We start from the raw sequence: 26,603 nt of genomic DNA, 5'->3' as shown, positions 1-26,603 counted from the left end.
TGACGGCCCTGTCCCGCGCACAAGCTGATCACCTTCACCGGCCCTGGGGACGCGGCATCCAACGCCAGACGGATACGGCTCTGGACGACGCGCAGCCGCTGGGATAGGCGTGAGTCCGGACGATCGTATTCTTCATGCCATTCCTGCCAGTCCATGACCCAGACTCTAGGGAACGATCACGTCGAAGGGGGCACAGTGCTACGGCTGCTCACCCGGGTGTGCTGGTCTCTGGGCGGCCGCCTGCAATGGCGGCACGCGCAAGATCGACCCCCTGGAGATCCTGGAGGCGAAGTGGTGCCTGCCCGACCGGCTGCCGGAGGGCACGCAAGGCTCCCACCGGCAGCTTCTCGAGCTGTGTTCACATCTCTGACCTAGATGCCCAGCGCTGAGGGCAGGCTTAGCTCCTGGAGGAACAGGGCCTCGGTCGTGGCCACCTTGCGGAGCTCCTCCAGATCCACCCGCTCGTTCGGCGCGTGGATCGCCGCGTCCTCGTCCTCCGCCCCGAACAGCAGGATCTCCGCCGCGGGGAACTGCTTCAGCAGCGTGTTCACCAGCGGGATCGAGCCGCCCGCGCCCACGTCGCGCGGCGGCCGGCCGAAGGCGCGCTCCATCGCCCGGTTCAGGGCCGCGCGCGCCTTTCCGCCCGAGTCCGCCTGGAAGCCAGAGCCCACCGTGAAGTCGCCGAACGACACCTGCACGCCCCACGGGGCCACCTGGCGCAGGAACTCCACTACCGCGTTCACGGTCGTCTTCGGGTCTCCGGCCGGGGGCACGCGTACCGTGACGCGGGCGCGCGCGACCGGCTGCACGGCGTTCACGGCGCCGGACACCGTCGGCACGTCCAGGCCGGTGACGGTGATCGCATAGGAGGCCCAGAGCCGATCCGCCAGCGACCCCGAGCCCACCAGCGACACGCCGTCCACAACGCCCGCCGTCTTCCTGAACTCCTCCTCCGACGGCCCCCGCCCGAGGAAGGATCCGCGCGGCAACCCGGGCACGCGGATGTCGCCGTTGTCGTCGTGCAGCGAGGTCAGCATGCGCATCAGGGCGGCCAGCGCGTCGGGGGCGGCGCCGCCGAAGGAGCCGCTGTGCACGGCCTCCTTCAGGCTGCGCACCTCGATGGTGAAGGCGGCCATGCCGCGCAGCGACGTGGTGACGGCCGGGTCGCCGACGCGCGGGTTGCCGGTGTCGGCCACCACGATGGCGTCGGCCCGCAGCAGGTCGGGGTTGCGCTCGACGAACGCCTCCAGGCGCTCGCCCGCGTACTCCTCCTGGCCCTCGATGATGACCTTGATGCCCACGGGGAACCGGCCCTGGAAAGCGCGCAGGGCGGTGATGTGGGAAATGATGCCCGACTTGTCGTCTGCGCAGCCGCGGCCGTACAGGCGGCCGTCGATCAGGGTCGGCTCGAAGGGCGGCGTGCGCCAGGCGGCCGGGTCGCCGGCGGGCTGCACGTCGTAGTGCGCGTACAGCAGGACCGTCGGCGTGCCGGGAGGCGCGGGGGCCTCGCCGTAGATCGCGGGGAAGCTGCCCTCGACGGCCACCTGCTGGACGTGCGGCAGGCCGACGGAACGCAGGAGCTCTTCCGTCACCGCGGCGGCGGCGAACACCGGCTCTTCCGGGTGCCCGGGGAAGGCCACGGAGGGGATGGCGGCCAGCCGCTTGAGCTCCTCGACGGCCTGGGGCATCGAGCCGGCGACGGCGCTCTCAATCTGATCAGGAGTCACGGACGGGTCCCCCGGTAAGCAAAATCTGGACAGTTTGCGTCTCATTGGACCACACAAGGCCCCCTGGTGTGGGGACACGCATGAGCCGCTGGCCAATCTACATGCGGATTTCGTTGCTGTTACATAGTGGTTCTGCGGATCCCGACTTTCATGCACAATGCCGCGACCGATTCGCTTGGCAAACCGCAGGTGAGCATGCAGACTGTGGGAAGTTCAGAGACAAGGGAAGATATCCATGACGCAGCCGGAACACGACGTCCTGAAGGCCGCGCAAGACCACCTGTGGTTGCACTTCACCAGGCACAGCGCCTACGAGCAGTCCGAGATCCCGACCATCGTGCGTGGTGAGGGATCGTACGTCTACGACATCCACGGCAAGCGCTACCTCGACGGCCTGGCCGGGCTCTTCGTGGTCCAGGTCGGCCACGGACGCCAGGAGCTGGCCGAGGCCGCCGCCAAGCAGGCCCAGGAGCTGGCGTTCTTCCCGTTGTGGTCCTACGCGCACCCAAAGGCCGCCGAGCTGGCCCAGCGCCTGGCCGCCCTCGCTCCCGGCGACCTGAACCGGGTCTTCTTCACCACCGGCGGCGGCGAGGCCGTCGAGACCGCGTGGAAGCTGGCCAAGCAGTACTACAAGCTGATCGGCAAGCCGCTCAAGCACAAGGTCATCAGCCGCCAGATCGCCTACCACGGCACCCCGCAGGGCGCACTGTCGATCACCGGCATCCCGGCGTTCAAGCAGATGTTCGAGCCTCTGGTGCCGGGGTCCGTGCGCGTTCCCAACACCAACCACTACCGCGCAGATGAGATCACCGGCGTCAAGGGCATGACGCCCGAGGAGTACGGCATCTGGGCCGCCGACCGCGTGGCCCGCGCCATCGAGATGGAGGGCCCCGACACGGTGGCCGCCGTCTTCGCCGAGCCCGTGCAGAACGCCGGCGGCTGCTTCCCGCCGCCCCCCGGCTACTGGCAGCGCCTGCGCGAGATCTGCGACGAGTACGACGTGCTGCTGGTCTCCGACGAGGTCATCTGCGCCTTCGGCCGGCTGGGCACCATGTTCGGCGGGCAGAAGTTCGACTACGTGCCGGACATCATCACCTGCGCCAAGGGCATGACCAGTGGCTACTCGCCCATCGGCGCCATGATCGCGCACGAGCGGCTGTTCGAGCCGTTCAAGAACGGCGACGAAATGTTCGCGCACGGCTACACCTTCGGCGGGCATCCCGTGTCCGCGGCCGTGGCCCTGGCCAACCTCGACATCTTCGAACGCGAGGACCTGCTCGGGCACGTGACGAGGAACGAGCCGCTGTTCAAGCAGACCCTCGACGATCTGAGCGACCTGCCGATCGTCGGCGACGTGCGCGGCGCCGGCTACTTCTGGGGCATCGAGCTGGTCAAGGACAAGGCCACCAAGGAGACGTTCACCGCGGACGAATCCGAGCGGCTCCTGCGCGGCTTCCTGTCGAAGGCACTGTTCGACGCCGGGCTCTACTGCCGCGCCGACGACCGCGGCGACCCCGTCATCCAGCTCGCGCCCCCGCTGATCGCCGGTCCCGAGGAGTTCAAGGAGATCGGCTCGGTCCTCCGCGGCGTGCTGACCGAGGCCTGGACTCGGCTCTGATACCCCTCCATCCGGCACGACGGTGTGCCGGTTCCCGAAAGGAACCACCACAATGAAGATCGGCGTCCCTGCCGAGGTCAAGAACCATGAGTACCGTGTCGCCGCCACGCCCGCGGGCGTTCACGAACTGGTGCGCAACGGCCACGACGTCCTCGTTCAGCGAGGCGCGGGCCTGGGCTCGCACATCACGGACGAGGAGTACCTCGCCGCGGGCGCGAAGATCCTCGACGGCGCCGACGCCGTGTGGGGCGAGGCGGACATGGTGCTCAAGGTCAAGGAGCCGATCGCCGAGGAGTACCACCGGCTGCGCGAAGGGCTGGTGCTGTTCACGTACCTGCACCTGGCCGCCTCCCGCCCCTGCACGGACGCGCTGCTGACCGCCAGGACGACCGGCATCGCGTACGAGACCGTCCAGGTCGGCAACGCGCTGCCGCTGCTCGCCCCGATGTCCGAGGTCGCGGGCCGCCTGGCGCCGCAGGTGGGGGCGTACAACCTGATGCGCTTCAACGGCGGCCGCGGCATCCTGCCGGGCGGTGTGCCGGGCGTGGCGCCGGCGAAGATCGTCGTGATCGGCGGGGGCGTCTCCGGGCTGAACGCGGCGCAGATCGCCGTCGGCATGGGCGCCGAGGTCACCGTGCTCGACACCAACATCGACCGCCTGCGCTCCATCGACGCCATCTACCAGGGCCGGCTCAAGACCCTGGTCTCCACGCGGTACGCGATCGAGCAGGAGGTCCTGCAGGCCGACCTGGTCATCGGCGCGGTGCTGATCCCCGGCGCGAAGGCCCCGACGCTGGTCTCCAACGACCTGGTGGCGCGGATGAAGCCGGGCTCGGTGCTCGTCGACATCGCCATCGACCAGGGCGGCTGCTTCGAGGACTCGCGCCCGACCACGCACGCCGAGCCGACGTACAAGGTGCACGAGTCGGTCTTCTACTGCGTGGCCAACATGCCGGGCTCGGTGGCCAACACCTCCACGTACGCCCTGACCAACGCGACTCTCCCGTACGCGGTCAAGCTGGCCAACCAGGGCTGGCGGGACGCGGTCAAGGCCGACACCGGCCTGGCGGGCGGCCTCAACACGCACGGCGGTCTGCTGACGAACCGTCCGGTCGCCGAGGCGCTCGGCCTGCCGTTCACGCCGGTCGCCGAGGTCGTTTAGTCCCGTCTAGTCCTCTGGGCGGTACGTCGTGCCCCGCACGATCTCGTCGGGTGTCAGCTGCTCCCTGGCCGTGGTCACCGCCCACCGGTGGCCGAAGGGATCGCGCAGCACGCCGTACCGCTCGCCCCAGAACGTCTCCCGCACCGGCTGCTCCACCTGGGCCCCGGCGTCGATCGCCTGCTCGGCCACGGCGTCGGGGTCCGCCACTTCCAGCAGGATCAGCACCGGACTGCCGCCCAGCGTCGGCGGCGCCAGCGCGCCCAGGCCGGGCATCTCCTCGCTCACCAGCAGCCGCCCGGCCCCGAGCTGCAGCTCCACGAAGAGGACCACCCCGTCGGACAGCGTGTTGCGGAACACTTCCACGGCGCCCAGGCCCTCGCGGTAAAAGGCGATCGCCGCCTCCGCGTCGCGCACGAACAGGTGCGGGCACAGCCCCTGTGGACGTAGCGATGTCATGCGATCAATCCTGCCACTCGCGCCGCGCTCACCACGCGGGCCATCAGCTCGGCCTCCGCCCGCGCGGCCTGCTCGCCCTCCTGCGTCAGCTTGTAGTAGCGCCGCCGCGCGTCGTGCGGCGCCGCGGGGTCCGCGTCGTCGGACTCCTCGACCAGGCCGTCCGCCACCAGGCGGCTGATCGTCCGGTAGAGCGTGCCAGGGCCCAGCCGGACCGCGCCGCCGCTGACCTCCTCGACGAATCGCATCACCGCATAGCCGTGCCCGGCACCGCTGGCCAGGGCGAGCAGCACGTGGAACCCGGCGGCGGTGAGCATGATTGACACGATAGCACCACGATGGTTATATCCAATACGGATACAATCAGAGGAGGAGCAATGGCGCTCGGCATCAGCCAGGTCACCATCTACGTCGAGGACCAGCAGCGAGCCGTCGACTTCTGGAGCGGCAAGGTGGGCTGCACGGTCACCAGGGACATGCCGTACGGCGAGGACCGCTGGATCGAGGTCGAACCGCCCGCCGGCGGCACCCGGCTGGTCATCATGAGGGCCGACCCCAAGTGGCCCGCGATGGTCAAGGACATGCCCAACTACGTGTTGTTCCAGGCCGACGACATCGTCAAGACGCATGAGGAGCTCGCCGCCCGCGGCGTGGAGTTCACGCAGGCGCCGAAACAGGAGCCGTGGGGCTGGTCGGCCGTCTTCAAGGACGACGACGGCCACCTGTTCCACCTCGGCCAGCGTTAACGCACGCCGAGCCGCCTGCGCAGGTCTCTGGCCGTGGCCAGGACGTGCTGGATCTCGCCTGGGCTCGGCCACGGCGCGCCGCCCGGGCGCAGCAACGTGCCGCGTACCGACGCCAGGTGCTCGATGGCGCTCACGTGCACCCCGCTGCGCCGCACCAGCCACCCCACCACGTCCGAATGGTCGTGCAGCGGCCTGGTCACCACATCCCAGGTGCCCAGGACCTCGGTGAGCGCCGCCACGTCCAGCGGGACCCCGCCCCTGCGGCCGGTGGCGGCCGCGGCCAGCTCGGCCCGCGCGGCCAGCTCGGGTTCCGCGGGCCCGGCCCACGCAGGCGGCGGCGGGTCGGACAACCACTCCCGCGCCTCGCCCAGCTCGCCGGCCACCGACAGCAGCCCCGCCAGCTCGAGCGCCGCTCCGTGGTGCCCGGCCTGCGCGGCCTGGCGGAACCAGTGCCGGCCGCCGGCCAGGTCGTCGAACTCGGCGATGAGCAGCAGGCCGTAGTTGAAGGCCGACTCGGCGTCCCCGCCGGCCGCCGCCCGCCCGAACCAGTGGCTGGCCGCCCCGCAGTCGCCTAGCTCCACGCACACGAACCCGGCCATCCGCTGGTCCTCGACCCGGCCGGCGTTCGCGGCCTGCTCGAACCAGGCCCGTGCGGTCCGCAGGTCGCCCCTGGACAGGGCGATCCCGCCGAGCCAGGAGGCGGCGCCCGGATGCTCACTCTTGGCGGCCAGCCGGAAGTACGCCTCGGCGCCCTCGGGGTCGCGGCCGGCGTTCAGGTAAAGGCCCATGCAGTATGCGGACTCGGCGTGGCCGGCCCTGGCCGCGTACTCCCACCAGCGCACGGTCTCCTCGTCCTCGCCTGCCACGTAGGCCAGGAAGCCGAGGTCGTGCGCCGAGGCCGAGTCGCCGACGATCGCCGCCCGGCGGTGCCACTCGCGGGCCGCCCCGAGCTCGCCCGCGTCCTCGCACACCAGCGCCAGCCTGCGGGCCGCGATCCTGGACCCGGCACAGGCCGCGCTCTCGAACCACCTCCTGGCCGTCGCCACGTCGCCGCACTGCTCAAGCAGAAGCGTCGCCAGATTGGTCGCGGCCTCGGTGTCTCCCATCGCGGCGGCCGTTTCGTACCAGGTGACCGCCGCCTCCAGGCTGCCGTGCTTCTCGTGCCAGATGCCCAGGTTGAAGGCGCTGTCGACGTTGCCGCCCGCGGCGGCACGCTCCCACCAGTGTTTGGCGGCCGCGCGGTCGCCGTGCTGCGCGTAGAGCTTGCCGAGCCGGTGCGCCGCCTGCGGGTCGCCTGCTTGCGCGGCGGCCAGCAACTCGGGCTCGTCTCCCACGCGGGGCGCCGGTATGGCAGGCGCCGCCACCTCTCCTTGCCAGACCATGGCGACAGAGTGGCACGTGATCACACGATCGCGGACTGTAATCGCCGACAAGTGGGGAACTACGAGAAGTTGATGTTTATCTGGTTGGCACGACCACCATCGCGCTGCCGCCGCCTCGCCGCGTCGGCTCCGCCACGGCCTGGATGCGGCCCCCGCCCAGGAGCTCCAGCGCCGTGGCGGCGCCGATCTCCGGGTTCAGGGCGAATCTGTGCCCGCGGGCCTCCAACTCGTCCCGGTACTGGGCCAGGAACGCCTCCTCGGCCTGCGTCAGCTCGGTGTTGCGCTGCGTGGCACGCGGCGCGGCCAGCGCCTTCGGCAGGCTCATGCCGAAGTCGTACCGGTTGAGGAGGATCTGCAGCACGGTCGTGATGATGGTCGAGCCGCCGGGGGATCCGGCCGCCAGAACCGGCCTGCCGTCGTCGAACACCAGCGTGGGCGCCATCGACGAGCGCGGACGCTTGCCCGGGGCGGGCAGGTTCGGGTCGCCGGGGGCCGGGCCGGGCGTGAAGTCGGTCAGCTCGTTGTTGAGCATCACGCCGCGGCCGGGCACCACGATGCCGTTGCCGCCGGTGGACTCGATGGTCAGGTTGTAGGCGATCACGTTGCCCCAGCGGTCGGCCACGACCAGGTGGGTGGTCTCGGGGCCCTCGTCCGCGACCGGGGTGGCGCTACCGGTGGGCTGGGCGCAGGGCTCGTACGAGCCGTCAGGGCTGCCCGGCGTGGCCGGGTGGGCCATCGCCCGCTCGCCGATCAGGCACGCCCGCTCCTTGGCGAAGCCGTCGGACAGCAGTTCCTTCAGCGGGACGCCGGGGATGTCACCGACGTACTTGCCGCGGTCGGCGAAGGCCAGCCTGGAAGCCTCCAAGTACTCGTGCAGGCCCACGTCCGGCAAGGACTCCAGGATGTTGAGCGCCTCGCCCACGGTGGATCCGCCGGAGGACGGGGGCGCCATGCCGTACACGTCCAGGCCCTTGTAAGAGATCTTGGTGGGCTCCCGCATGAGGGCGCGGTACGCACGCAGGTCCGACAGCTCCATCAGGCCGGGACGCACGTTGCGGGTGCTTCCCGGGGTGACCGGGGGCCGCTTGACGGTGGCCACGATCTCCTCGCCGAGCCGGCCGCCGTACAGCCAGCCGGGGCCGCGCTTGGCCAGTTCCCGGTACGTGTCCGCGAGCGCCGGGTTCCTGAAGACCGAGCCGACGGGCGGCGGGGCGCCGTTCGGCAGGTACAACGCGGCCGTGGAGGTGAAGTCCTTGAAGCGGGTGGCGTTGGCGGCCGTTTGGTCGTAGAACGTCTTGTCCACGACGAAGCCCTTGGAGGCCACGTCGATGGCCGGCTGGAGCGCCTGCTTGAGCGAGATCGTGCCGAACCTCCGCAGGGCCACGTCCCAGTTCGCGACCGTGCCCGGCACGCCGGCCGACAGCCCGCTGGTGACGGCCTCGTCGAACGGGATGCCCTCCAACGAGGTCGAGGTCATGGCCTGCGGCGCGGTCTCGCGGCCGTCGATCGTGAAGACCTTACGCTGCCTGGCGTCGTAATAGACCATGAAGCCGCCGCCGGCCAGCCCGGCCGAGTACGGCTCGGTGACCCCGAGCACCGCACCGGCCGCGACCGCGGCGTCCACGGCGTTGCCGCCCTTTCTCAGCACGGAGATGGCGGCCTTGCTCGCGTCCAGGTCGACGGTGGAGACGGCGCCGCCGTACCCCTCGGCGACCGGGACCTTCTGCTGGGGCTCGGCCGCCACGGGAGCGGCGGACACGAGCGTGATGAGGACTGCTGCTGCGGGTACGATCACACGGCGCATGATTCCCACGATGTACCAGGTACGCCGATCGTGGTAGCCCCCCCTGCGACATGAGGGTGATGCGCTGGTCAGGGTGGTGACTTAGCGTTGAGGCGTGCGTTCTAAGTCCGGCTTCGCCCCTTACCTCGCCCTGATCGCCGCCGTGTTCCAGGTGGGGCTGTCCCAGGGTGCCCAGCGCGGGCAGACGTGGAGGGAGCCGCTCGACCCGTTCGCCTACGGGCTGCTGCTGGTCGGGCCGCTGATGATCGTCCTGCACCGGAAGTTCCCGATCAGCACGGCGGTCGTCATTTTCCTGGCGACCTACGTCTACGTCTGGGGCGGCTACCCCTACGGCGGCGTGTTCGTCTCGCCGATCGCCATGTTGTTCCTGCTGGTTCTGCGGCGCCATCGGCTGGTGGCGTGGATCCTGGCCGTGGTCACGATCGTGGTCTTCATCGTCTACCCCTGGGCCACCACCCAGCCGCAGCGCGGGCTCTTCCACGACCTGGCGGTGTCCTCGTTCGTCCTCCTCGTCATGGTCGCGGCCGAGCTGGTCAGGATCGCCCGTGAGCGCCGCGCACAGCAGCAACGCGCCGTCGAGGAGGAGACCAGGCGGCAGGCCAGCGAGGAGCGGCTGACCATGGCGCAGGAGTTGCACGACGTGCTCGCGCACAACATCTCGCTCATCCACGTCCAGGCCTCGACCGCGCTGCACCTCATCGACGACAACCCCGAGCAGGCCAGGACGGCCCTGGCCACCATCAAGACAGCGTCCAAGGAGGTGCTGGGCGAGATGCGCTCGGTGCTGAACGTGCTGCGCGAGGGCGCACCGCGCTCGCCCACGGCCGGGCTCGACCGGCTCGACGAGCTGATCGAGCGCTCAGGGCTGGAGGTGATGTGCAAGCGGATCGGCTCGCGCCCGCTGCCGCCCTCGGTGGAGCGGGCCGCGTACCGGATCGTGCAGGAGTCGCTCACCAACGCCGCCCGCCACGCCCCCGGTTCGGCGGTGAGCGTGCGACTGGAGTACGGCGAACGTGAGTTCGTCGTGCGCGTGACCGACACCGGCGCGACCAAGCCTGCTGTACTGTCCGAGTCCGGCAGCGGCAACGGCATCCCCGGCATGCGCGAGCGGGCCGCCGCGCTGGGCGGGACGCTGGTCGCCGGCCCGTCAGGCGCGGGCTTCCAGGTCGAGGCCCGGCTGCCCCTACCCGAGGAGACCTCATGATCAATGTGCTGCTGGCCGATGACCAGGCGCTGGTCCGGGCGGGATTCAAGGCGCTGCTCGACGCCCAGGCCGACATGACCGTGGTGGCCGAGGCCTCCGACGGCGCGGAGGCGGTGCGGCTGGCGGCCCAGCACCGGCCGGACGTGGTGCTCATGGACATCCGCATGCCGGGCACCGACGGCCTCACCGCCACCCGCCAGATGCCCGAGGGGCCGCGCATCATCATCCTGACCACCTTCGAGCTGGACGAATACGTCTTCGAGGCGCTGCGCGGCGGCGCCAGCGGCTTCCTGGTCAAAGACACCGAGCCGGCCGAGCTGATCCAGGCCGTCCGGGTGGTCGCGGCCGGTGAGGCGCTGCTGTCGCCGAGCGTGACCCGCCGCCTGATCGCCGAGTACGCCTCCCGCGCCAAGGAGCCGGTCGTCGCCGACGGCCTGGACCAGCTCACCGAGCGCGAACGCGAGGTGCTCGCGCTGGTCGGCACCGGCATGACCAACGACGAGATCGCCGCCAAGCTCTTCATGTCGCCCGCCACCGCCAAGACCCACGTGAGCCGGACCATGATGAAGCTGCACGCCCGCGACCGGGCCCAGCTCGTCGTGATCGCCTACGAGTCGGGGCTGGTCAAGCCGGGCTGGGTGTGAACCAGGCGGAGACCGCTTCGGAAAGGCCCGGCGTTCCTGCCCACGCCACGTAGCCGTCGGGGCGGATCAGCAGCGTGTCGGCGGGCGGGTCGTCGGCACGTGCCCTGACCACGTCGATCCAGTCATGGAGCGGCGAGCCTGGGGCGGAGAGCGGCAGCTCGCGTGACCAGCGGAGCCCCGTGCGAGCGCGACCATAGACATCGTCGAGGTCGGCGCCGCCGCCGAGGTCGAGCAGCACCGGCCTGCCTTCGCGCATCAGCTCGGCGACCCGGCGGCCGTCCGCCAGCGCCAGGTCGGGGACGAAGTGGCCGACCAGCGGATGCGGGTCGGAGCCGTAACGGACGTCGGAGCCGTGCAGCAGCGTGGCCAGGTGGCGGGCCGGCTGCTCGAAGGCGAACACCTCGGCGAGCAGCTCACGCAGGGCGGCGCCGTCCTCGTCGTCCAGGCGGTCCAGGGCCGCCTGCGCGCGGGTCTGGACGAGGGCCCGCTCGGCGGCCGGGCGGCGCTCGGCCTCGTACGTGCCGAGCAGCCCTGCTGGGGCGCGTCCGCGGAGCGTGGCGGCCAGCTTCCAGCCGAGGTTGGCCGCGTCGGTCATGCCGACGTTGAGCGCCGAGCCGCCGGCGGGGAACAGGTGCGCGGCGTCCCCGGCCAGGAACACCCGCCCGGCCTGGTACCGCTCGGCCACCCGTGCCTGCGCGACCGTGCTCGACAGCCAGATCGGCCGAGCTCCGTCGCCCAAAGGCAGGTCCCTGCCCAGCACGCGGCGCACGGCGGCGTGGAAGTCCTCGAGCGTCACGGGGCCCTCTTGAGGCCGAGCTCCGTCCCCCTTCTCCCGGACGCCGGCGATCAGCACGCCGTGTTGCAGTGAGGTGAGCAGCACGCGGCCGTGCGGGGTCCGGTTCCAGCCCGATTCCAGCCCGGCCAGCTCCAGGGGTTTGAAGGGGTCGGCGACGCCGTCCAGTTTGAAGTGGCCGAGCCGCAGCACATAGTCGTCGGTGGTGCCGGGGAAGCCGATCCCGGCCCGCTCGCGTACGAGGCTGTGCCCGCCGTCGCAGCCCACGACGTAGCGGGCGCGTACGTGGCCGTCCGCCAGGCCGAGTGTCACGCCGTCGGCGTCCTGGTCGAGGGAGACCACCTCGCATCCTCGCCTGATCTCGACGCCGAGCTCGACCGCTCGTTCGGTCAGCAGCCGCTCGATGCGCGGCTGCTGGATCAGCACCAGCCGCAGGGGGATGTCGTCCAGCCCGTCGAACCTCAGCGGCACGGACCCGAACGGGAACCCCGGAGCCCGGCCGGCGAACGGGCTGCCCTCGCTGAAACGCTCCAGGAGGCCGCGGTGGTCGAGCAGCTCGATGATCTGCCCGCCCAGGCCGTTGGCCTTGGGCAGCTCGCTCGGCTCGGCCCTCTTCTCCAGCACGATCGGGCGGACTCCGGACAGGCTCAGCTCGCACGCGAGCATGAGTCCGACGGGTCCCGCCCCTACGATCAAGATATCGTCCATGGCTGTCAGGCTAGATTGACAATTTCGCTGCTGTCAAGCTAGCCTGACAGCGTGGACGTAACGGAACTCTCCGAGCGGATCAGGTCCAGCGACCCCGCCATGGGCCTGCGGGCGGTGGGCGCGCTGCACCGGCTGGCCGAGCAGGTCGAGGCGGTGTCGGTGGCGCTCGCCAGGGAGCAGGGCTGGACCTGGGAGCAGATAGGCGACGCGCTCGGCATGTCACGGCAGTCGGTGCACGCCAAGTACGGGAAGTGAGGATTCGCGATGTTCGGCAGGCAGAAGACCCCGTTCCATGTGGTCGTCATGGCCGCGTTCGAGGAGGCCAGGCTGCGGGGCGACCGGCGGCTGGGCACCGAGCACCTGCTGCTCGGCCTCCTGCACCGCCCGGACGTGGCGCGGGCACTGGGCGTGGACCTGGAGGGCGCCCGGGCCGCGCTCGACGACCTCGACAAGGCGGCGCTGCGCGTGCTCGGCCTCGAGGTCGGCGACCTGCCGGCGGCGCCGCGCAAGCACCCGCGGGTCCCCTCGACGGCGCTCACCTCCAGCGCCCGTGCGGCCATCAACCAGGCCATCAAGGCCACGACGGCGCGGACCAGGGCCGAGGATGCGCCCCGGCAGCTCGCGCTCACCCTGCTGGCGCAGCGGCGGCCCGACCCCGTCGCCCAGCTCGTCGACCAGCTCCGGATCGACCGCGCGGCCGTACGCAGCCGCATCACATGACGAAATTTGGTTGAACGGCGGGCCGGGCCGCTGACAAGGTCAAAACATGCGGCACACGTACGAAGACCTCGTCCGGGAGGCGAGCACCGTCTCCGTGGACGGCTGGGACTTCTCCTGGCTCGCCGGCCGGGCCAGCGAGGAGCGGCCCTCGTGGGGCTACGCGCGGCTGCTCGCCGGGCGGATGGCCGAGGCGCGGGCCGCGCTCGACGTCCAGACCGGCGGCGGTGAGATCCTGGCGGGCCTGCCCGCTCTGCCGCCGGTGACCGTGGCCACCGAGTCGTGGCCGCCCAACCTCAAGCTGGCCGCCTCCCGGCTGCGCCCGCGCGGGGCGTGGGTGGTGGCCGACGACGAGGAGCCGCGCCTGCCGTTCCGCGACGGGGTCTTCGACCTGGTGAGCAGCCGCCACCCGGTGACGACGTGGTGGGCGGAGATCGCCAGGGTGCTGCGGCCCGGCGGATCCTACTTCTCCCAGCAGGTCGGGCCGTGGAGCGTGACCGAGCTCACCGACTACTTCCTCGGGCCGCACGACGGCTCGGGCCGCGACCCCGAGAGGGCGAGGGCGGCGGCCGAGTCCGCCGGGCTGGAGGTCGTGGACCTGCGCTACGAGCGGCTGCGGATGGAGTTCCGCGACGTCGGCGCGGTGATCTACTTCCTGCGCAAGGTGATCTGGATCGTGCCGGGGTTCTCCGTGGAGCGGCACCAGGACAAGCTGCGGGCGTTGCACGAGCGCATCGAGGCCGAAGGGCCGTTCGTCGCGCACTCCAGCCGATTCCTCATCGAGGCGAGGAGGCCCGGTGGCCCGGCTGCGTGACGTCGTGGTCGACTGCCGGCACCCGGCCTCGCTGGCTCGGTTCTGGGCCGCCGTGCTGGACGGCTACGCGGTGGCCCCCTACGACGAGGCCGAGCTGGCGCGGCTGCGGGCCGAAGGGGTCGACGACCCGGAGGATGATCCGACGGTGCTGGTCGAGGGCGGGCCGCCGCGGTTGTGGTTCCAGCGGGTGCCGGAACGCAAGATCGTCAAGAACCGTCTTCACCTGGATCTGGAGAGCGCCGACCCCGACGCCGAGCTCGCCCGGCTGACCGCGCTGGGCGCCACCGTGCAGGAGACGTACGACGACTGGGTGGTGCTGGTCGACCCGGAGGGCAATGAGTTCTGCCTGTTCGAGAGAGCCTAGTCACAGAGCTTCTGACAGCGCCGCCGGGATGCGATCGAGCACCGGATGTGGCACCAGGCCGTACGCGTAGAAGTCCACCGCCAGCGCCCCGGCCGCCTTCGCGCCGCGGGCCTTGGCGACCAGCCGGTCGGCGGAGTCGCTGTCGGGATGGCCCGGCCGCAACACCGCCCGCACCTCCCGATCCTTGCCAACGGACCGCAGGTAGGCGCCCACGTCGTCGGCCACCCGTGCCGCGTCCCGTGCGTACGCCAGCACCCCGAACGCCGGCACGAGGTCTCCCAGAGCCACGAGGTCCACCCCGAACTGCCAGGAGTCGTGCGCCGCGAGGCCGGGCGTGGGCAACCCGTCGGCGTACCCCTTGACCGCGCCCGTGGAGTCCACGAACACCAGCTTGGAGCCCTCCTCGGCCACCGCCGACGCCACCTCGGACACCAACGTCGTGACGGTCTCCGAGCGGGCCCTGGCGTAGGCCACCACGTCGGGCCCCGCGTACGCGGTCAGCGCCGCCCTGGTCACCTCGCCCTGCGCGGGCGGGTCGCCGTCGAACACCCGCCCCACGATCCCGGCGCACTCCTCCCGCGCCACCTCGGCCTGCACACCCAGGTCGGTGGCCCGCCGCATGCAGTAGTCGCAGAAGCAGAGCCCGAACAGGTAAGCGTCCATCGGCCCGAGCGGCACGAACGACCGCTGCACCTTGAGCGGCCGGAAGTGCAGCGACTCGGCCACCACGCTGTCGACCCCCAGCCTGGCCACCGACCTGGCCAGCGCGACGGCGTAGTCGCGCACGTCCGGATGGGCCGGGCACAGGTCGGCGGGAGAGCCGCGGTCGCCGAAGCAGTCGCGTACCGTCACGTCCGGATGTTCCAGGCCGATCGTGGCGTTGCGCAGGAACACCGTCCATCCGTGGAGCTTCATCGACCTTTTCGCACAGGCCTCCCGAAGCCCGTCGAACGCCTCCAGATAGCCGGGCACCGGGGACAACCGCAGCCCGGCGAACAGCTCGGCCGGCGGGGCGAAGTGCGCCCCGTCGTGCCGGACGGTCAGCCTGGACAGCCCGTGCGGGGTGACGTCGCGGGAGGCGTGGTGCACGGCTCCGACGGTGATGCCGGCCACGCCGTACCCGCTGATCCTGTCGAGCACCCGCTCGACGCCCTCGCCGCGCAGGTCCTCGACGAAGACGTAAACCGAACTGTCCACGAGCCGTCCCTATGCCCTATACGCGCTTGTAGGCGACGAAGTCGATCTCCACGAGGATGTCCAGCAGCTCGGACCCCACAGTGGTGCGTACGGGGTAGGGATGGTTGAAGTACGACTTGTACACCTCGTTGTAGGCGGCGAAGTCGCGCTTGAGGTGCTGCAGGTGGACCGTGGACTTGACCACATCGTCGAAGCCGAGGCCGTGCGCGGCGAGGATGGCGCCGAGGTTGCGCATGACCTGGTGCGTCTGGGCGGCGACGTCGTCGCCGACGATCTCGCCGGTCTGCGGGTCGAGCGGCCCCATGCCGGAGGTGTAGACGAAATCGCCCACCACGAGGCCCTGCGAGTACGCGCCGATGGGGGCGGCGCCCTCGCTCGTCCGGAGCTCCTTCTTCACGCGATCTCCCTAGAAGTTGGTCTCTATCGTGCCAACGACACGGTAGTCCGGGTCCACCAGGGGCAGCACGCGCCATTTGTCGAACGCGGTGCAGGGGTGGGAGATGCCGAAAGCCAGCAGGTCACCGGGCTTGAGCCCGTCGGCTCGCACGATCGTGTGCTGGTCCTGCATCTTCACGACGGTGACGCCGTCGCGGCGCGGGATCGGCAACCCCTCGTCGAAGGGCGCGTCCCGCTTGCCCATGCCCACGATCGCCAGCCCGGGCTCGGGGGTGGACAACACGTGCGCCCACACCTCCAGCGCCGGGCGCAGCTCGCCGTCGATGCGGTTGAACGGGGTGCGCTCGCGGTAGTAGCCGTCGTCGTGGCTGACGTACGCGCCGCTGCGCAGCAGGATCCTGGCCTGGGCGGCGACGAGCTCCCGCCCGATCACGTCGAACCACTGGCTGCCGCCCACGCTGAGGATCGGGCTCTTGACGCGGACGTACTCGACGGCTTCCTGCAGCGAGTCCAGATATTTCCGGACTTCAGCGGCGGTCTTCAGCGCGCCCTCGTATCCGGCCACCCCGGCCAGCTCCACCCCGGGCGTCTCCTGCACGTGCCCGGCCACCCGCAGCAGCTCGCTGAGGGTGCGGCAGCCGGCCCGCCCGCCCTCGTGCCCGACCTCCACCAGCACCCGGAACGGCCGCGCCCCGGCGTGCCCGGCGAGGATGTCGACCCCGGCCTCGGAGTCCGCGAAGCTCAGGAACTCGAAGGCCGGATCCCGCTCCAGCTCCCTGGCCGCCCAGGCGAGCCCGGCCGGATCGACGACCTGGTTGGCCACCATGATCCGATCCACCCCGAAGCCCCGGACCACCTGCGCCTGCCGCGGCGTCGCCACGGTCAGCCCCCAGGCGCCCGCCGCGAGCTGCAGGGCGGCGATCTCGGCCGACATGTGCGTCTTGGCGTGCGGGGCCAGCTCCAGCCCGTGGCCGCGGACGAAGGCCGCCATCGTCGCGACGTTGTGCTCCAGCGCGTCCCGATGCACCACCATCAGCGGGAAGCCGAGCCCGCCGTCGAAGATCGACAGTCTCCGGTCGGCGTGTTCGAGGACGGACTGCACAGCACCCCCTTCATCCGGGTCCGACCCTATCCCAATGACCAGGAACGACGTTCAGGAGCGGAGCGCGCGTCCGGGGGTGGCGCCGGTGAGCTCGCCCCCTGCCAGCACGCGCGCGCCCGACACGAGCACGTCGTCAATGCCGGTCGCGAGCGTGCGCGGCGCCGCGTACGTCGCCCGGTCCTCAACCGCGGCCGGGTCGAACACCACCACGTCGGCCGCGAACCCCGCCCGCACCAGCCCCCGGTCCGCCAGCCCGAACCGCCGGGCCGGATGCGACGCCAGGTGCACGACGGCCTGCTCCCACGTCCAGTCCTCGAGCTCCCTGACATGCCGCACGAGGAACCTGGCGAACGCCCCGTAACCCCTCGGATGCGGATGCCCGCCCACGTAGATGCCGTCGGAGCCGCCGGTGTGCGAGGGATGGCGCAGCATCCGGCGTACGGACTCCTCGCCCTCAGGCCCCTCGTCAGGGCGGGCGAACACTACCCCCGCCTCCAGGCGCGTCTCCGTCAGGAGGCGGCTGCAGAGCTCGCCCGGCTCGACTCCGGCCCGCTCGGCCGCCGCCACCATGGTCAGACCCTCGGTCCACTCCATGCCGGGGGCATGCGAGACGGTCAGCCGGGGCCACGCGTCGGCCAGCGTCGCCCACCAGCCGTCCAACTCCCCGGAGGCGATCATCTCCAGTGCGCGGTCGGGCTCGGCACCCGGCACGGACGGCGGCAGCGCGTACATGGCCAGGATCGTGTTGCCCCGCAGGTAGGGGTAGGTGTCGAAGGTCAGGTCGACGTCCTTGGCCAGCGCGTCCTCGACCAGCGGCAGCAGCACGTCGGCAGGCCCGTGCAGGTGGGAGACGTGCGCGGCGGCGCCGGAGCGGCCGGCGATCTCGACGACCTCGGCCATGCCCAGACCGGCCATGGCGCCGTAGGCCCGCATGTGGGTGACGTACGGGAGACCGCCGAGCGGCTCGCACAACGCGGCCAGCTCCTCGGCGGTGGCGTAGCGGCCCGGCAGGTATTCGAGCCCGCTGGACAGCCCGGCCGCGCCCTCCGACAGGCCGCGCTCGACGTGCCGGAGCATCTTCGCCAGGTCGTCCGGCGCGGCCGGATCCGGGGACGGGCCCATGACGTCGTAGCGGATGGTGCCGTGGGGGAGCAGGTAGGCGGTGTTGAGCGCCACCGCGCGGTCGTAGGAGGCGAGCAACTCGCCGACGCTCAAGGGTCCGTCGAACGGCAGCATGCGCTCATCCGATCCGGCGCCCGACGGGGGGCGTTCGGCGGGCGGTCCGTTGACGGCGGCGAAGTAGCGTGACGCGTACGCGACGGTCTCGGCCGACCCGGGCGCGAAGGACAGCCCGTCCTGCCCGAGCACGAACGTCGTCACCCCCTGCCGCAGCGCCGCCTGCTGCACCGCCGGGTCGAAGACGGCCGCGTCGCCGTGGGCGTGGCAGTCCACGAAACCCGGCGCGACGAACCGTCCCGCCGCGTCGATCACGGTCTCCGCCTGCGCACCGTCCAGCCGGCCGACCGCCGCGATCCGATCGCCGCTGATCGCCACGTCCGCCCGGTACGGCGGGCCGCCCGTCCCGTCGAGCACCCGCCCACCGCTGATGACTACGTCGAACCTCACCTCAAGATTCAATCAGAGCGCGACGACACCCCCGCGCAGACGGCCGACTTGTCGATCGGCTTGGCGGCCAGCAGATCGCGGGCTTGGGCGCGGGCCACGTTCCAGCCGTTCCACGGGTCGGGCCGATCCAGCCCGTTGGCCCTGACGACGTCGGCCAGCACGCAGCTGCGCTGCGGCTCCGGCAGCCGGTCCAGGGCCGGTACCGCCTCCGCGCCGAGGTCCCCCAGGTAGTCGGAGTCCATCTTGGCGACGCCGCGCTCCTCCACCTGCGTATACGCGACTCGCAGGTCGGGGTTCACGATCGCGAACGCGCCCAGGCCGATCCCGGTGACCAGGACGATCGTCCGCGGCAGCCAGCCGGAGCCGCGGCCCGCGAGGCGTACCGCCCCGGCCAGCAGCACCAGCGCGAACACCGCGCCGAGCCACCAGACCGTGGCCTGCACGCTGATCCGCAGCCTGGACAGGCCGTAGGCCTCGGTGTAGAGGTTCATGCGGTGCAGGGCCGAGGCCAGCACCACCATCGTCAGCCCGCAGAGCACGCCGAGCAGGCAGGCCAGCATCCAGCGCTCGCGGCGTTCGGTCCTGAGCAGCCCGCCGGCCACCGCGACGATGCCGAGCACGAACATGCTGACCACCACGAGCTGGAAGAACCCCTCCCTGGCGTACTCCGCGTAGGTCAACCCCGCCGTCTTCAGCACCCACGTGTTGCCGCCGAACAGCGCCGTGATCTGCACGGCCACGAACGACGCGAACAGCAGGTTCACCGCCGTGAGCGGGACCATCCAGACGCTCTTGCTCACCGTGAACTTGGTTTCCGGGCCCACGGGGTCGACCACCGGCCGGAGCGCGACCAGCACCACGGCCGCCAGCAGCACGGCGAAGACCGCGAACAGGAAGATCCGCACCGGCGCCGACTCCGCCCAGTCCGGCGCCGCGGTCAGCCGCTCCACGTAGGAGGCGAACACCGCGTCCGCCGAGCTGAACAGCAGCCCGAACACCAGCAGCAGCACCGCCGTGATGCCCAGTGCGGCGAGCATCGGCATGATGCGCCGCCTGGCCGTCAGCTTCTTCATCGGGACGGCCAGGAACCACGGCACGGGGCCCAGCGCCAGCAGCACGGACACGCCGCCCCTGATCACGCCCAGCCACCCGCCACCCGCCCCCGACACGGCCAGCGCGCCCAGCCCGGCTCCCGCCACGAGCAGGATCGCCACCAGCCAGTCGGCGTCGCGCACCGCCGCCATGGCGATCAGCCAGTACGCCATCAGTCCGAACGCCACCGTCCACGGCGTCATCCGCCGTGCCACCGCCGGCAGTGCCGCCGCGCCCAGCACCATGGACACCAGCACGATGCCCAGCCCGACCTGCGCCTCGGGCAACGCGACCGCCGCGAACACCCCGGCACCGGCCGCGGCGGGCAACAACCATCGGGGCGGCTCGGGCAACTCGGGCCTCGGGAACAACGGCGGCGGCACGTACGGCGGCGGTGGCGCCTGCCCCCGGTACGGCTCGGTCGGCTGGCCCCGGTACGGGTCGCCCGCCTGCCTCGCGTGCACTGCCCTTTGGCCCACGGGCTGCCCTGCTCCTTGGCCGGTTACCTGTCCGGCCGTCTGCCTGATGGGCTCGCCGCTCGCCTGCGCCACCAACCGGCCTCCCGCCTGGGTCTCTGTCCGGCCCGCCACTTGTCCTGCCGCCTGGATGCCTGGCCGGCTCGCCACCTGCCCTGTCCCCTGACCGGCCTGGATGCCTGGGCGACTCGCCACCTGCCCTGCCGCCTGGATGCCTGGCTGACCCGCCATCTGGCCTGCCGCCTGACCCGGCACCGGCGCCATCGCATGGCCTGCCTGTGCCATGGGCTGGGTGGCCGCATGGTAGGCCGATTGGTAGGCCGTAGCCGCCGCCCGGCGTGCCGAGCCGGCGCCCATGGCCGCGCCGATCGCCCCCATGATCGCGGTGCTCATGACGAGCGTGACCAACGCCATCCCATCCCCGACGGTCAGGCTGACCAGCACGGCGGCGAACATGCCGACCAGGAAGCCGATCAGCACCCCGATCACGCCACCACCGATCATCCTGGCCAACGCGTTGCCCGGCGACAGCGGCATCGGCGTGACCAGCGCCGCCCCGGCGAATGCACGACGATCGGCCGTGCCTGCGGCGTGACCTTCCGCCATCGCGGTGGCCGCGACGAGACCGGCCTCGACGGCGCCGTCGTTCGGGGCGCTCGGGTCGTTCGAGGCGCCTGCGACGTTCGCAGCACGCCCGGCGTTCGCGGCCCCGCCGTCCGCCACCGCGACCCCCTGCGGACGGGCGCCCGCCGCCGCGCCCTCGTCCGAGCCGGCGCCTGCCGCCGCGTCCCGGTCCGCGCCGGCGCCTGCCATCGAGAGTCCGTCCGGGCCGGCGCCTGCCACCGTGAGCCTGTCCGGATCCGCCCCCGCGGTCATCGGGCGGGGCGCTGATGCGACGAGCCCGGCAGCCGAAGCACCGGACCCCGTCACGGCGTCCCCCTCGCGAGGCACCGCGGCCGGATCCGGCCGCGTGTCCTGCGCCGGCTGCTGCTGCTCCGCCTCTAACGGCGCGTCAGCCATCGTCGTCCTCCCTGGTAAATCGACGACCATGCGGCACCCCGCACCATCGTCGATGCGAATGGAACCCCCGTGCAGTTCGACGATCTCCTTCACGATGGCGAGCCCCAGCCCCGCACCCCCGGAGTCGGCCGCCCGCCCCGCGTCCAGCCGGGAGAAGCGCTCGAAGACGCGCCCTCTGGCCGAGACCGGGATCCCCGGCCCCAGGTCGGCGACGATCATCCGCACCCCGGACCCCTCCGCCGCCCCGTTCACGGTCACCACCCCGTTCGGGGGGCTGTGCCGTACCGCGTTGTCGAGGAGGTTGGCGAGGACCTGCGCGAGCAGGTCGGGATCGGCCCTCACCGCCAGATCGCCCGGCACCTCGGCCCGGATCACGACGTCCTCGCGGGCCAGCGCCGCCTCGCGCACGGCCTGCTCGATCAGCGGCGCCACCTCGATGGCCTCGGCCTCGATGAGCCGTGCCCCCGAGTCCAGCCGCGACAGGTCCAGCAGCTGCGCCACGAGCCGCCCGAGGCGCTCGGTCTGGGCGAGCGCGGTCCGCATGGTGACGGGGTCGGGCGCGGAGACGCCGTCCACGACGTTCTCCAGTACGGCACGCAGCCCGGTGATCGGGGTGCGCAGCTCGTGGCTGACGTTCGCGACGAGCTCGCGGCGCTGTCTGTCCACCTCGCCGAGGTCGGCCGCCATCGCGTTGAACGCCCTGGCCAGCTCGCCCACCTCATCCCGCGAGGTGGCGCTGACCCGCAGCCCGTAGCGGCCCTTGGCGATCGTCTGCGCGGCGCTGGCCATCTGGCGCAGCGGCTTGGTCATGCCCATGGCCAGGACCTGCACCATGATCAACGCCAGGACGACGGCGACCGCGATGCGTACCTCGCGGGACAGCCCGGAGTTGAGGCCGACCTCGTTCACGACGAAGGCCGTCCCCACGGCCAGCACGATCACGATGCCGAGCTTGACCTTGATCCGGCCGAGGAAGTCGAGCGGCCTCATTGCCGCACCAGCGCGTAGCCGACGCCGTGCACGGTCCGCACCACGTCGGAGCCCAGCTTGCGGCGTAACGCCCGGACGTGGCTGTCCACGGTCCTGGTCGCGGCGGCCTCGGAGAAGCCCCATACATCGGCCAGCAGCCGGTCGCGCTCGAAGACCTGCCCGGGCCGCTCGGCCAGGCGGCGCAGCAGGTCGAACTCGGTCCTGGTGAGCTGCGCCTCGATCCCGCGCACGAACACCCGGCGGGCGGCGGTGTCGATCTCCACCTCGCCCACTCTGATCACGGTGTCCTCGACGGCGAGCTGGGCCGCCCGCTCCACCCTGCGCAGCAACGCGTGGATCCGGGCCACCAGCTCACGCATGCTGAACGGCTTCGCCAGGTAGTCATCGGCCCCCACCCCGAGTCCGACCAGCACGTCGGTCTCCTCGCCGAGCGCGGTCAGCATGAGCACCGGCACCGGCCTGGCCGCCTGCATCCGGCGGCACACCTCCAGCCCGTCGATGCCCGGCAGCAGCCGGTCGAGGATCACCAGGTCGGGGTCCGCCTTGCCGTACTGGATGAGGGCGTCCTGCCCATCGCCGGCCACTCTGACGTCGAAGCCCTCGGCGGCCAGCCGATTCCGTACGGCAAGCGCGATCGTCTCATCGTCCTCGACCACGAGGATGCGTCGCTGCTCTGCCACGTACGAAAGACTAGAAGCGCCCTGTGCAGGCGACTACCTCCTTAGTGTGCACATACGGTGCAGACTTGGGCGGTGAACACTGCCGGATACCTCCGCCGAATCGGCCTGCCCAGCCTCCTCAACGCCCCCGTCAGCGCAGAGAACCTGCGCGCGCTGCACATCGCGCACATCGAGAAGGTCTCGTACGAGGCCCTGGAGATCTGGCTGGGCCGCCCCACCACCGTCGATCCCCTCGAATCCGCCGAGCGCATCATCAGGGGCCGGGGCGGCTACTGCTTCCACCTCAACGGCGCCTTCTCCGCGCTCGCGATGGCGCTCGGCTACGACGTGACCAGGCACGTCGGCGGCGTGCAGAACCGGGGCGGCGAGCCCGGCATCACCGCCAACCACCTGGTGCTCACCGTGCGCGGCCTGCCGTCCGGCGACAATCCTGGCGGCGAGTGGCTGGTGGACCTCGGTCTCGGTGACGCGCTGCACGAGCCGCTGCCGCTGGTAGCGGGCACGTACCGGCAGGGACCCTTCGAGTACGTCCTGCGCCCGTCGGAGATCGCGCCCGGCGGCTGGCGGTTCGACCACGATCCGAGTGGTTCGTTCCAAGGCATGGATTTCGATCCGGCCCCGACGGACATGTCCGCGTTCGTGGAGATGCACCGCGATCTGACCACGTCCCCGACGTCCGGATTCGTCCGGGTGGCCGCGGTTCAGCGGCGGGACGCCTGGGGTGTGGACAGCCTGCGCGGGCTCGTCCTGTCCCGCATCGGCGTCGGCGCCAACTCGGTCACGCTGAGCACGGCACGCGACTATTACGCGGCGCTGGCGGACGTGTTCGCACTGCCGCTGGACGACGTGAGCGCCGAGGAGAAGGACAAACTCTGGCGCAGGTTGCACGACGCGCACGAAGCCTGGCTGGCCGGCGGTGAGGGAGTGCCGTCGCCTGGAGGAGCGGCGGGAGCGTAGCGACCAGAGCGGGGGAAGGCGGCGGCGTCTGGCGACCGAACCCGCCTCACGAAGTGAGGCCATGAACAGGGCGTGATGGCCAGGGGGTGCGGACGGAGGCTATCGTGCACCTCGAAATGGGAGAGACCAGGAAGCTAGCCGGAAGATACCGGCTGCTCAACCCCTTGGGCGCGGGCTCTGTGCGCCTGGCCTTCGACGAGCAGGGACACCGCGACGTCGCGGTCAGGCAGCTGCGGATCCCCCCCGAGCTACGTGACGCGGCGCTGCACCGGGCGCGCCGAGCGATGGAGCTCCGGCACGGCTCGATCGTGCGGGTGCTCGACGTGGTGGTCGAGGACGATGCGCCGTGGGTGGTCATGGAGTTCGTCTCGGGGTCGTCGCTGGAGCAGACCGTGCGCTCGCGCCGCCCCCTCCCCGTCATGCAGGCGGCCAGGGTCGGCGCCGGCGTGTTGTCCGCGCTCACGGCCGCGCACGCGGCGGCGATCGTGCACGGGCACGTCGAACCCAGCAATGTGCTGCTCACCAGGACAGGCCGGGCGGTGCTGACCGGGTTCGGGTTGCCGAGCCGCAGCACGTGGCCGTCGGCCGACCTGTGGTCGCTGGGCGCCACGCTGCACTTCGCGGTCGAGGGCAGGCCGCCGGGCCAGGCGCCTGCCGAAGGCCCGGACCCGCTCAGGTCGCTGGTCAGGGCGACGCTGCACCCCACGGGACCGCCACCGGTCGAGGTGATCCGCGACACGCTCGAACGGCTGGCCCTGGACCAGCCGCTGGATTCGCTCATCGAGTCACTGGGGCCGCTGCCGCCCGCCGAGGTGGCCGCGATCGGCCTGGCCGCGCTGGACCGGCTCCAGCGCGGGATCCACGGAGGTGTGCAGCCAGGGAACGTTCTAATGGACGCGCATGGCCGGGCGACCTTGCTCCCGTCGCTGAGGTCGGGCACCCTGCCCGCGTACACGCCTCCCGAGGGCGTCCAGAGCCCGGCGGCTGACCTGTGGTCGCTCGGGGCCACGCTCTTCGCCGCCGTCGAGGGCACGCCGCCCGCTCCGGGCGCCTCGCTGGGCAGGGCGGGTCCACTGGCCCCGATCCTGGTCAGGCTGTTGTCGGGCAACCCGGCCGACCGCCCGTCACTCGACGAGCTGCGCCGCGAGCTGGAAACCGTGGCACGCCATTGAGATACATCGCGAGTGGGAACCAAGACATAGGCTCACTCGTTGGATCCACGACGCAGAATGTGAAAGAGGCGGGGCGCGCGCTCCGTGCTCGGAGAAGCTCGGAGGAAGTTGACTATGTCGCCAATCCAGAAGTACGCCATTGGCGCGGGCGCCGCGGTTCTGCTCTCACTGATCATCTTCGGGTGGGGGACGATCACGCTGCTGGTCGTCCTCGGCGTGATCGCCGCCCCGGTGGTCGGCTATCTCATGCTCGACCCGTCGCAGCGCGAGCGGCTCAAGAGGGCCCGCAGGCGTGGCCTTGGCCGCTGATTCCCGGCCGGCGGGGGCCGTTCAGGCCTCCGCCGCGGCCAGCGCCGACTGCACGCGCTGGGTCACCCTGCGCTCGATGTAGAACGACAGGAACGGCACCGTGCCGCCGAGCATGACGCCGAGCATGTACGGCCACGTCCAGCGTGCCTTCATGCCCAGATTCATGACCGTGATCAAATAGATCATGTAGAACCCGCCGTGGATCGGCGCGGTGATCTTCGACATGGCCGGGTTGCCGAAGCCGTAACGCAGCACCATGGCGACGCAGAGCACGAGCAGCATGACGCCGACCACATAGGCGAGCACCCGGAAGGGCTTCAGTGCCGATTCCACGATTTAACCTTCCAGAGCCATCTGAGGGGACTTGGCGCGGTCCCGATCCGCCCGTACGGCGTCGCGGACGAAGTGGAACCACATGAAAACGGCGAATCCAGCAAAGATCCACCAGTTGGCGGCATATGCCAGATTACGCCAGGTCAGCGTGCCACCGACCTCCGGCGGCGCCACCTTGACCTGGGTCAGCGAACCGGACGGCGGCTGCGCCACCACATAACCGGTGCGTACCTTCTGCCCGGTCCACAGGTTGATCAGCTCGCCCGTGGACACCGTCTGGACCTGACCGGCCGGCAGGCCCTCGGAGCGCCGCTGCACGCTGTCGGTGCCCTGTTGCGGCCGTAGCCGTCCGTCCACCGCGACCCTGCCCGGCGGCACGGCCGACACCGCCGGGTCGTCGCTCTTGGCGGCCCAGCCCCGCACCACCGGCATCAGCGTGCCGTCGTCGAGCCTGAGCGGGGTGAGCACCCAGTAGCCGTCGTCCTGCGAGGCCTTGCCGCCGGGGGCGTCGACGTCGGCCCGCCGGTCGGCCACCAGCAGCTGGCGATCCGCCTCGTAAACGCCCTCCGCCGTGACCCTGCGGCCGACGACCTCTCCGTTCATCTGCGCGCCCACCGGAGCGAGCGCGGCGACCGTGACGGGCTGCGGATCCGCGGCGGCGCGAGGCTTTCCCGAATCTTGGAAAACGCCGAGCTGCCAGCGTCCCAGCAGGATGAACGCGATCAGGACCCCGATCGTGAGCAGGTGCAACCCCATCACGCGGGGTGAGAGAAGGGTCCTGAGCATGCTTCAAAACTATCCGCCGAATGGGGTGGTCTCCTCATCAGGGGTTGTCTACAGATCCCGCCAAACAGCACAAACGGCGCAGCCGATCACGCTAGGCTGCTGGCCATGTCTGACCAGCACATCGACCCCGCGGGCAACACCCAGGCCTTCCGAGCGTTCGCGCACGCGCGTGAGCAAGAGGCCGCGGCGAAGCCCAAGAAGTCGCCCCTGCTGCCCATCATCGCGATCGTCGCGGCGATCGTGGTCATCGGCGTCGCCGCCTTCCTCTTCCTCCGGTAGGCCCGAGCCCAGGACGACCCGCCACGACGCCGTGGCGGGTTTTCGTGGTTGC

Annotated in this window: 27 protein-coding genes; 13 read left to right on the top strand and 14 right to left on the bottom strand. The window is 71.3% G+C overall.

The features are described 5' to 3' along the window. Positions 1 to 371: 371 nt before the first annotated feature. Positions 372 to 1,727: a dipeptidase gene (locus ACTWPT_RS04870; protein WP_443176018.1), complete on the bottom strand. Its 1,356-nt coding sequence runs from the start codon at positions 1,725 to 1,727 to the stop codon at positions 372 to 374. Positions 1,728 to 1,962: 235 nt separating this feature from the next. On the opposite strand from ACTWPT_RS04870, the gene ACTWPT_RS04865 reads away from it, so the two are divergent. Then, positions 1,963 to 3,345 (top strand): aspartate aminotransferase family protein, encoded by a 1,383-nt coding sequence (locus tag ACTWPT_RS04865; RefSeq protein ID WP_443176017.1) that lies wholly within the window; start codon positions 1,963 to 1,965, stop codon positions 3,343 to 3,345. Positions 3,346 to 3,397: 52 nt separating this feature from the next. Next, positions 3,398 to 4,507, top strand: a complete 1,110-nt coding sequence (ald, locus tag ACTWPT_RS04860; RefSeq protein WP_443176016.1) for an alanine dehydrogenase — start codon at positions 3,398 to 3,400, stop codon at positions 4,505 to 4,507. Positions 4,508 to 4,513: 6 nt separating this feature from the next. On the opposite strand, the gene ACTWPT_RS04855 is transcribed toward ald, so the two are convergent. Continuing rightward, complete coding sequence (locus ACTWPT_RS04855) at positions 4,514 to 4,963, bottom strand: VOC family protein (protein WP_443176015.1); 450 nt, start codon at positions 4,961 to 4,963, stop codon at positions 4,514 to 4,516. Continuing rightward, positions 4,960 to 5,277: a PadR family transcriptional regulator gene (locus tag ACTWPT_RS04850; RefSeq protein ID WP_443176014.1), complete on the bottom strand. Its 318-nt coding sequence runs from the start codon at positions 5,275 to 5,277 to the stop codon at positions 4,960 to 4,962. Before ACTWPT_RS04850 ends, ACTWPT_RS04855 begins: the two co-directional genes overlap by 4 nt. Before the next feature lie 60 nt (positions 5,278 to 5,337). Here ACTWPT_RS04850 and ACTWPT_RS04845 point away from each other — a divergent pair, with 60 nt between their 5' ends. Next, positions 5,338 to 5,706 carry a VOC family protein gene (locus ACTWPT_RS04845; RefSeq protein ID WP_443176013.1) on the top strand — a complete coding sequence of 123 codons (369 nt, stop codon included), beginning with the start codon at positions 5,338 to 5,340 and terminating at the stop codon, positions 5,704 to 5,706. On the opposite strand, the gene ACTWPT_RS04840 is transcribed toward ACTWPT_RS04845, so the two are convergent. Both ACTWPT_RS04840 and ggt read right to left on the bottom strand, forming a co-directional pair. Beyond that, entirely contained in the window at positions 5,703 to 7,088 is a 1,386-nt protein-coding gene (locus tag ACTWPT_RS04840) for a tetratricopeptide repeat protein (protein ID WP_443176012.1), read from the bottom strand. The genes ACTWPT_RS04845 and ACTWPT_RS04840 overlap by 4 nt on opposite strands. Before the next feature lie 76 nt (positions 7,089 to 7,164). Further along, on the bottom strand, positions 7,165 to 8,892 hold the full coding sequence (gene ggt, locus ACTWPT_RS04835; RefSeq protein WP_443176011.1) for a gamma-glutamyltransferase: 1,728 nt from the start codon (positions 8,890 to 8,892) through the stop codon (positions 7,165 to 7,167). A 94-nt stretch (positions 8,893 to 8,986) separates the two neighbouring features. Here ggt and ACTWPT_RS04830 point away from each other — a divergent pair, with 94 nt between their 5' ends. Continuing rightward, the gene (locus tag ACTWPT_RS04830) at positions 8,987 to 10,096 is read left to right on the top strand and encodes a histidine kinase (RefSeq protein ID WP_443176010.1); all 1,110 of its coding nucleotides are present in this window, start codon (positions 8,987 to 8,989) and stop codon (positions 10,094 to 10,096) included. Further along, the gene (locus ACTWPT_RS04825) at positions 10,093 to 10,740 is read left to right on the top strand and encodes a response regulator (protein ID WP_443176009.1); all 648 of its coding nucleotides are present in this window, start codon (positions 10,093 to 10,095) and stop codon (positions 10,738 to 10,740) included. The genes ACTWPT_RS04830 and ACTWPT_RS04825 overlap by 4 nt, the downstream gene beginning before the upstream one ends. Here the strand turns inward: ACTWPT_RS04825 and ACTWPT_RS04820 are convergent. After that, complete coding sequence (locus ACTWPT_RS04820; RefSeq protein WP_443176008.1) at positions 10,721 to 12,241, bottom strand: FAD-dependent oxidoreductase; 1,521 nt, start codon at positions 12,239 to 12,241, stop codon at positions 10,721 to 10,723. The two genes, ACTWPT_RS04825 and ACTWPT_RS04820, sit on opposite strands and share 20 nt — an antisense overlap. A 51-nt stretch (positions 12,242 to 12,292) precedes the next feature. Between ACTWPT_RS04820 and ACTWPT_RS04815 the strand changes: the two genes are divergently transcribed. The 4 genes from ACTWPT_RS04815 to ACTWPT_RS04800 are packed head-to-tail and all read left to right on the top strand — an operon-like array spanning position 12,293 to position 14,136. After that, on the top strand, positions 12,293 to 12,496 hold the full coding sequence (locus ACTWPT_RS04815; protein ID WP_443176007.1) for a hypothetical protein: 204 nt from the start codon (positions 12,293 to 12,295) through the stop codon (positions 12,494 to 12,496). A gap of 9 nt (positions 12,497 to 12,505) precedes the next feature. Then, positions 12,506 to 12,961 carry a Clp protease N-terminal domain-containing protein gene (locus ACTWPT_RS04810; protein ID WP_443176006.1) on the top strand — a complete coding sequence of 152 codons (456 nt, stop codon included), beginning with the start codon at positions 12,506 to 12,508 and terminating at the stop codon, positions 12,959 to 12,961. 46 nt (positions 12,962 to 13,007) lie between these two features. Then, entirely contained in the window at positions 13,008 to 13,772 is a 765-nt protein-coding gene (locus ACTWPT_RS04805; protein ID WP_443176005.1) for a class I SAM-dependent methyltransferase, read from the top strand. Further along, complete coding sequence (locus tag ACTWPT_RS04800; RefSeq protein WP_443176004.1) at positions 13,756 to 14,136, top strand: VOC family protein; 381 nt, start codon at positions 13,756 to 13,758, stop codon at positions 14,134 to 14,136. The genes ACTWPT_RS04805 and ACTWPT_RS04800 overlap by 17 nt, the downstream gene beginning before the upstream one ends. Here ACTWPT_RS04800 and ACTWPT_RS04795 read toward each other — a convergent pair whose 3' ends face one another. Genes ACTWPT_RS04795 through ACTWPT_RS04770 form a run of 6 tightly spaced genes read right to left on the bottom strand, consistent with a single transcriptional unit; the run spans position 14,137 to position 22,715 of the window. Then, the gene (locus tag ACTWPT_RS04795; RefSeq protein ID WP_443176003.1) at positions 14,137 to 15,333 is read right to left on the bottom strand and encodes a hypothetical protein; all 1,197 of its coding nucleotides are present in this window, start codon (positions 15,331 to 15,333) and stop codon (positions 14,137 to 14,139) included. It abuts the gene before it with no gap. A 16-nt stretch (positions 15,334 to 15,349) separates the two neighbouring features. Then, entirely contained in the window at positions 15,350 to 15,730 is a 381-nt protein-coding gene (locus ACTWPT_RS04790; protein WP_443176002.1) for a RidA family protein, read from the bottom strand. Between the two features lie 9 nt (positions 15,731 to 15,739). Continuing rightward, positions 15,740 to 16,831 (bottom strand): alanine racemase, encoded by a 1,092-nt coding sequence (locus ACTWPT_RS04785; RefSeq protein WP_443176001.1) that lies wholly within the window; start codon positions 16,829 to 16,831, stop codon positions 15,740 to 15,742. A 51-nt stretch (positions 16,832 to 16,882) separates the two neighbouring features. Beyond that, positions 16,883 to 18,457, bottom strand: coding sequence for an N-acyl-D-amino-acid deacylase family protein (locus tag ACTWPT_RS04780; protein ID WP_443176000.1), 1,575 nt, complete (start codon positions 18,455 to 18,457; stop codon positions 16,883 to 16,885). An 8-nt stretch (positions 18,458 to 18,465) separates the two neighbouring features. After that, entirely contained in the window at positions 18,466 to 22,035 is a 3,570-nt protein-coding gene (locus tag ACTWPT_RS04775; RefSeq protein WP_443175999.1) for a DUF4153 domain-containing protein, read from the bottom strand. Further along, positions 22,032 to 22,715: a response regulator transcription factor gene (locus tag ACTWPT_RS04770; protein WP_443175998.1), complete on the bottom strand. Its 684-nt coding sequence runs from the start codon at positions 22,713 to 22,715 to the stop codon at positions 22,032 to 22,034. Before ACTWPT_RS04770 ends, ACTWPT_RS04775 begins: the two co-directional genes overlap by 4 nt. Before the next feature lie 72 nt (positions 22,716 to 22,787). Between ACTWPT_RS04770 and ACTWPT_RS04765 the strand changes: the two genes are divergently transcribed. The 3 genes from ACTWPT_RS04765 (at position 22,788) to ACTWPT_RS04755 (ending at position 25,153) form a co-directional block, all read left to right on the top strand. Next, the gene (locus ACTWPT_RS04765; RefSeq protein ID WP_443175997.1) at positions 22,788 to 23,672 is read left to right on the top strand and encodes an arylamine N-acetyltransferase family protein; all 885 of its coding nucleotides are present in this window, start codon (positions 22,788 to 22,790) and stop codon (positions 23,670 to 23,672) included. A 104-nt stretch (positions 23,673 to 23,776) separates the two neighbouring features. Beyond that, a complete protein-coding gene (locus ACTWPT_RS04760) occupies positions 23,777 to 24,844 on the top strand; it encodes a protein kinase domain-containing protein (protein ID WP_443175996.1) in 1,068 nt (355 codons plus the stop codon). A 114-nt stretch (positions 24,845 to 24,958) separates the two neighbouring features. Further along, positions 24,959 to 25,153 carry a hypothetical protein gene (locus ACTWPT_RS04755; RefSeq protein WP_443175995.1) on the top strand — a complete coding sequence of 65 codons (195 nt, stop codon included), beginning with the start codon at positions 24,959 to 24,961 and terminating at the stop codon, positions 25,151 to 25,153. A 21-nt stretch (positions 25,154 to 25,174) separates the two neighbouring features. Here the strand turns inward: ACTWPT_RS04755 and ACTWPT_RS04750 are convergent, their stop codons facing one another. Together ACTWPT_RS04750 and ACTWPT_RS04745 are read right to left on the bottom strand one after the other, a co-directional pair. After that, positions 25,175 to 25,486 (bottom strand): DUF3817 domain-containing protein, encoded by a 312-nt coding sequence (locus ACTWPT_RS04750; RefSeq protein WP_443175994.1) that lies wholly within the window; start codon positions 25,484 to 25,486, stop codon positions 25,175 to 25,177. A 3-nt stretch (positions 25,487 to 25,489) separates the two neighbouring features. Beyond that, on the bottom strand, positions 25,490 to 26,272 hold the full coding sequence (locus ACTWPT_RS04745; protein ID WP_443175993.1) for an SURF1 family protein: 783 nt from the start codon (positions 26,270 to 26,272) through the stop codon (positions 25,490 to 25,492). 105 nt (positions 26,273 to 26,377) lie between these two features. Here ACTWPT_RS04745 and ACTWPT_RS04740 point away from each other — a divergent pair, with 105 nt between their 5' ends. Further along, positions 26,378 to 26,551, top strand: coding sequence for a hypothetical protein (locus tag ACTWPT_RS04740; RefSeq protein WP_443175992.1), 174 nt, complete (start codon positions 26,378 to 26,380; stop codon positions 26,549 to 26,551). The last annotated feature ends 52 nt before the right edge of the window (positions 26,552 to 26,603 follow it).

Source organism: Nonomuraea sp. 3N208 (assembly GCF_052245935.1).
Taxonomy (GTDB): Bacteria; Actinomycetota; Actinomycetes; order Streptosporangiales; family Streptosporangiaceae; genus Nonomuraea.
Note: the sequence above shows the minus strand (reverse complement) of the source record. Positions and strands in the feature narration are given on the sequence as shown.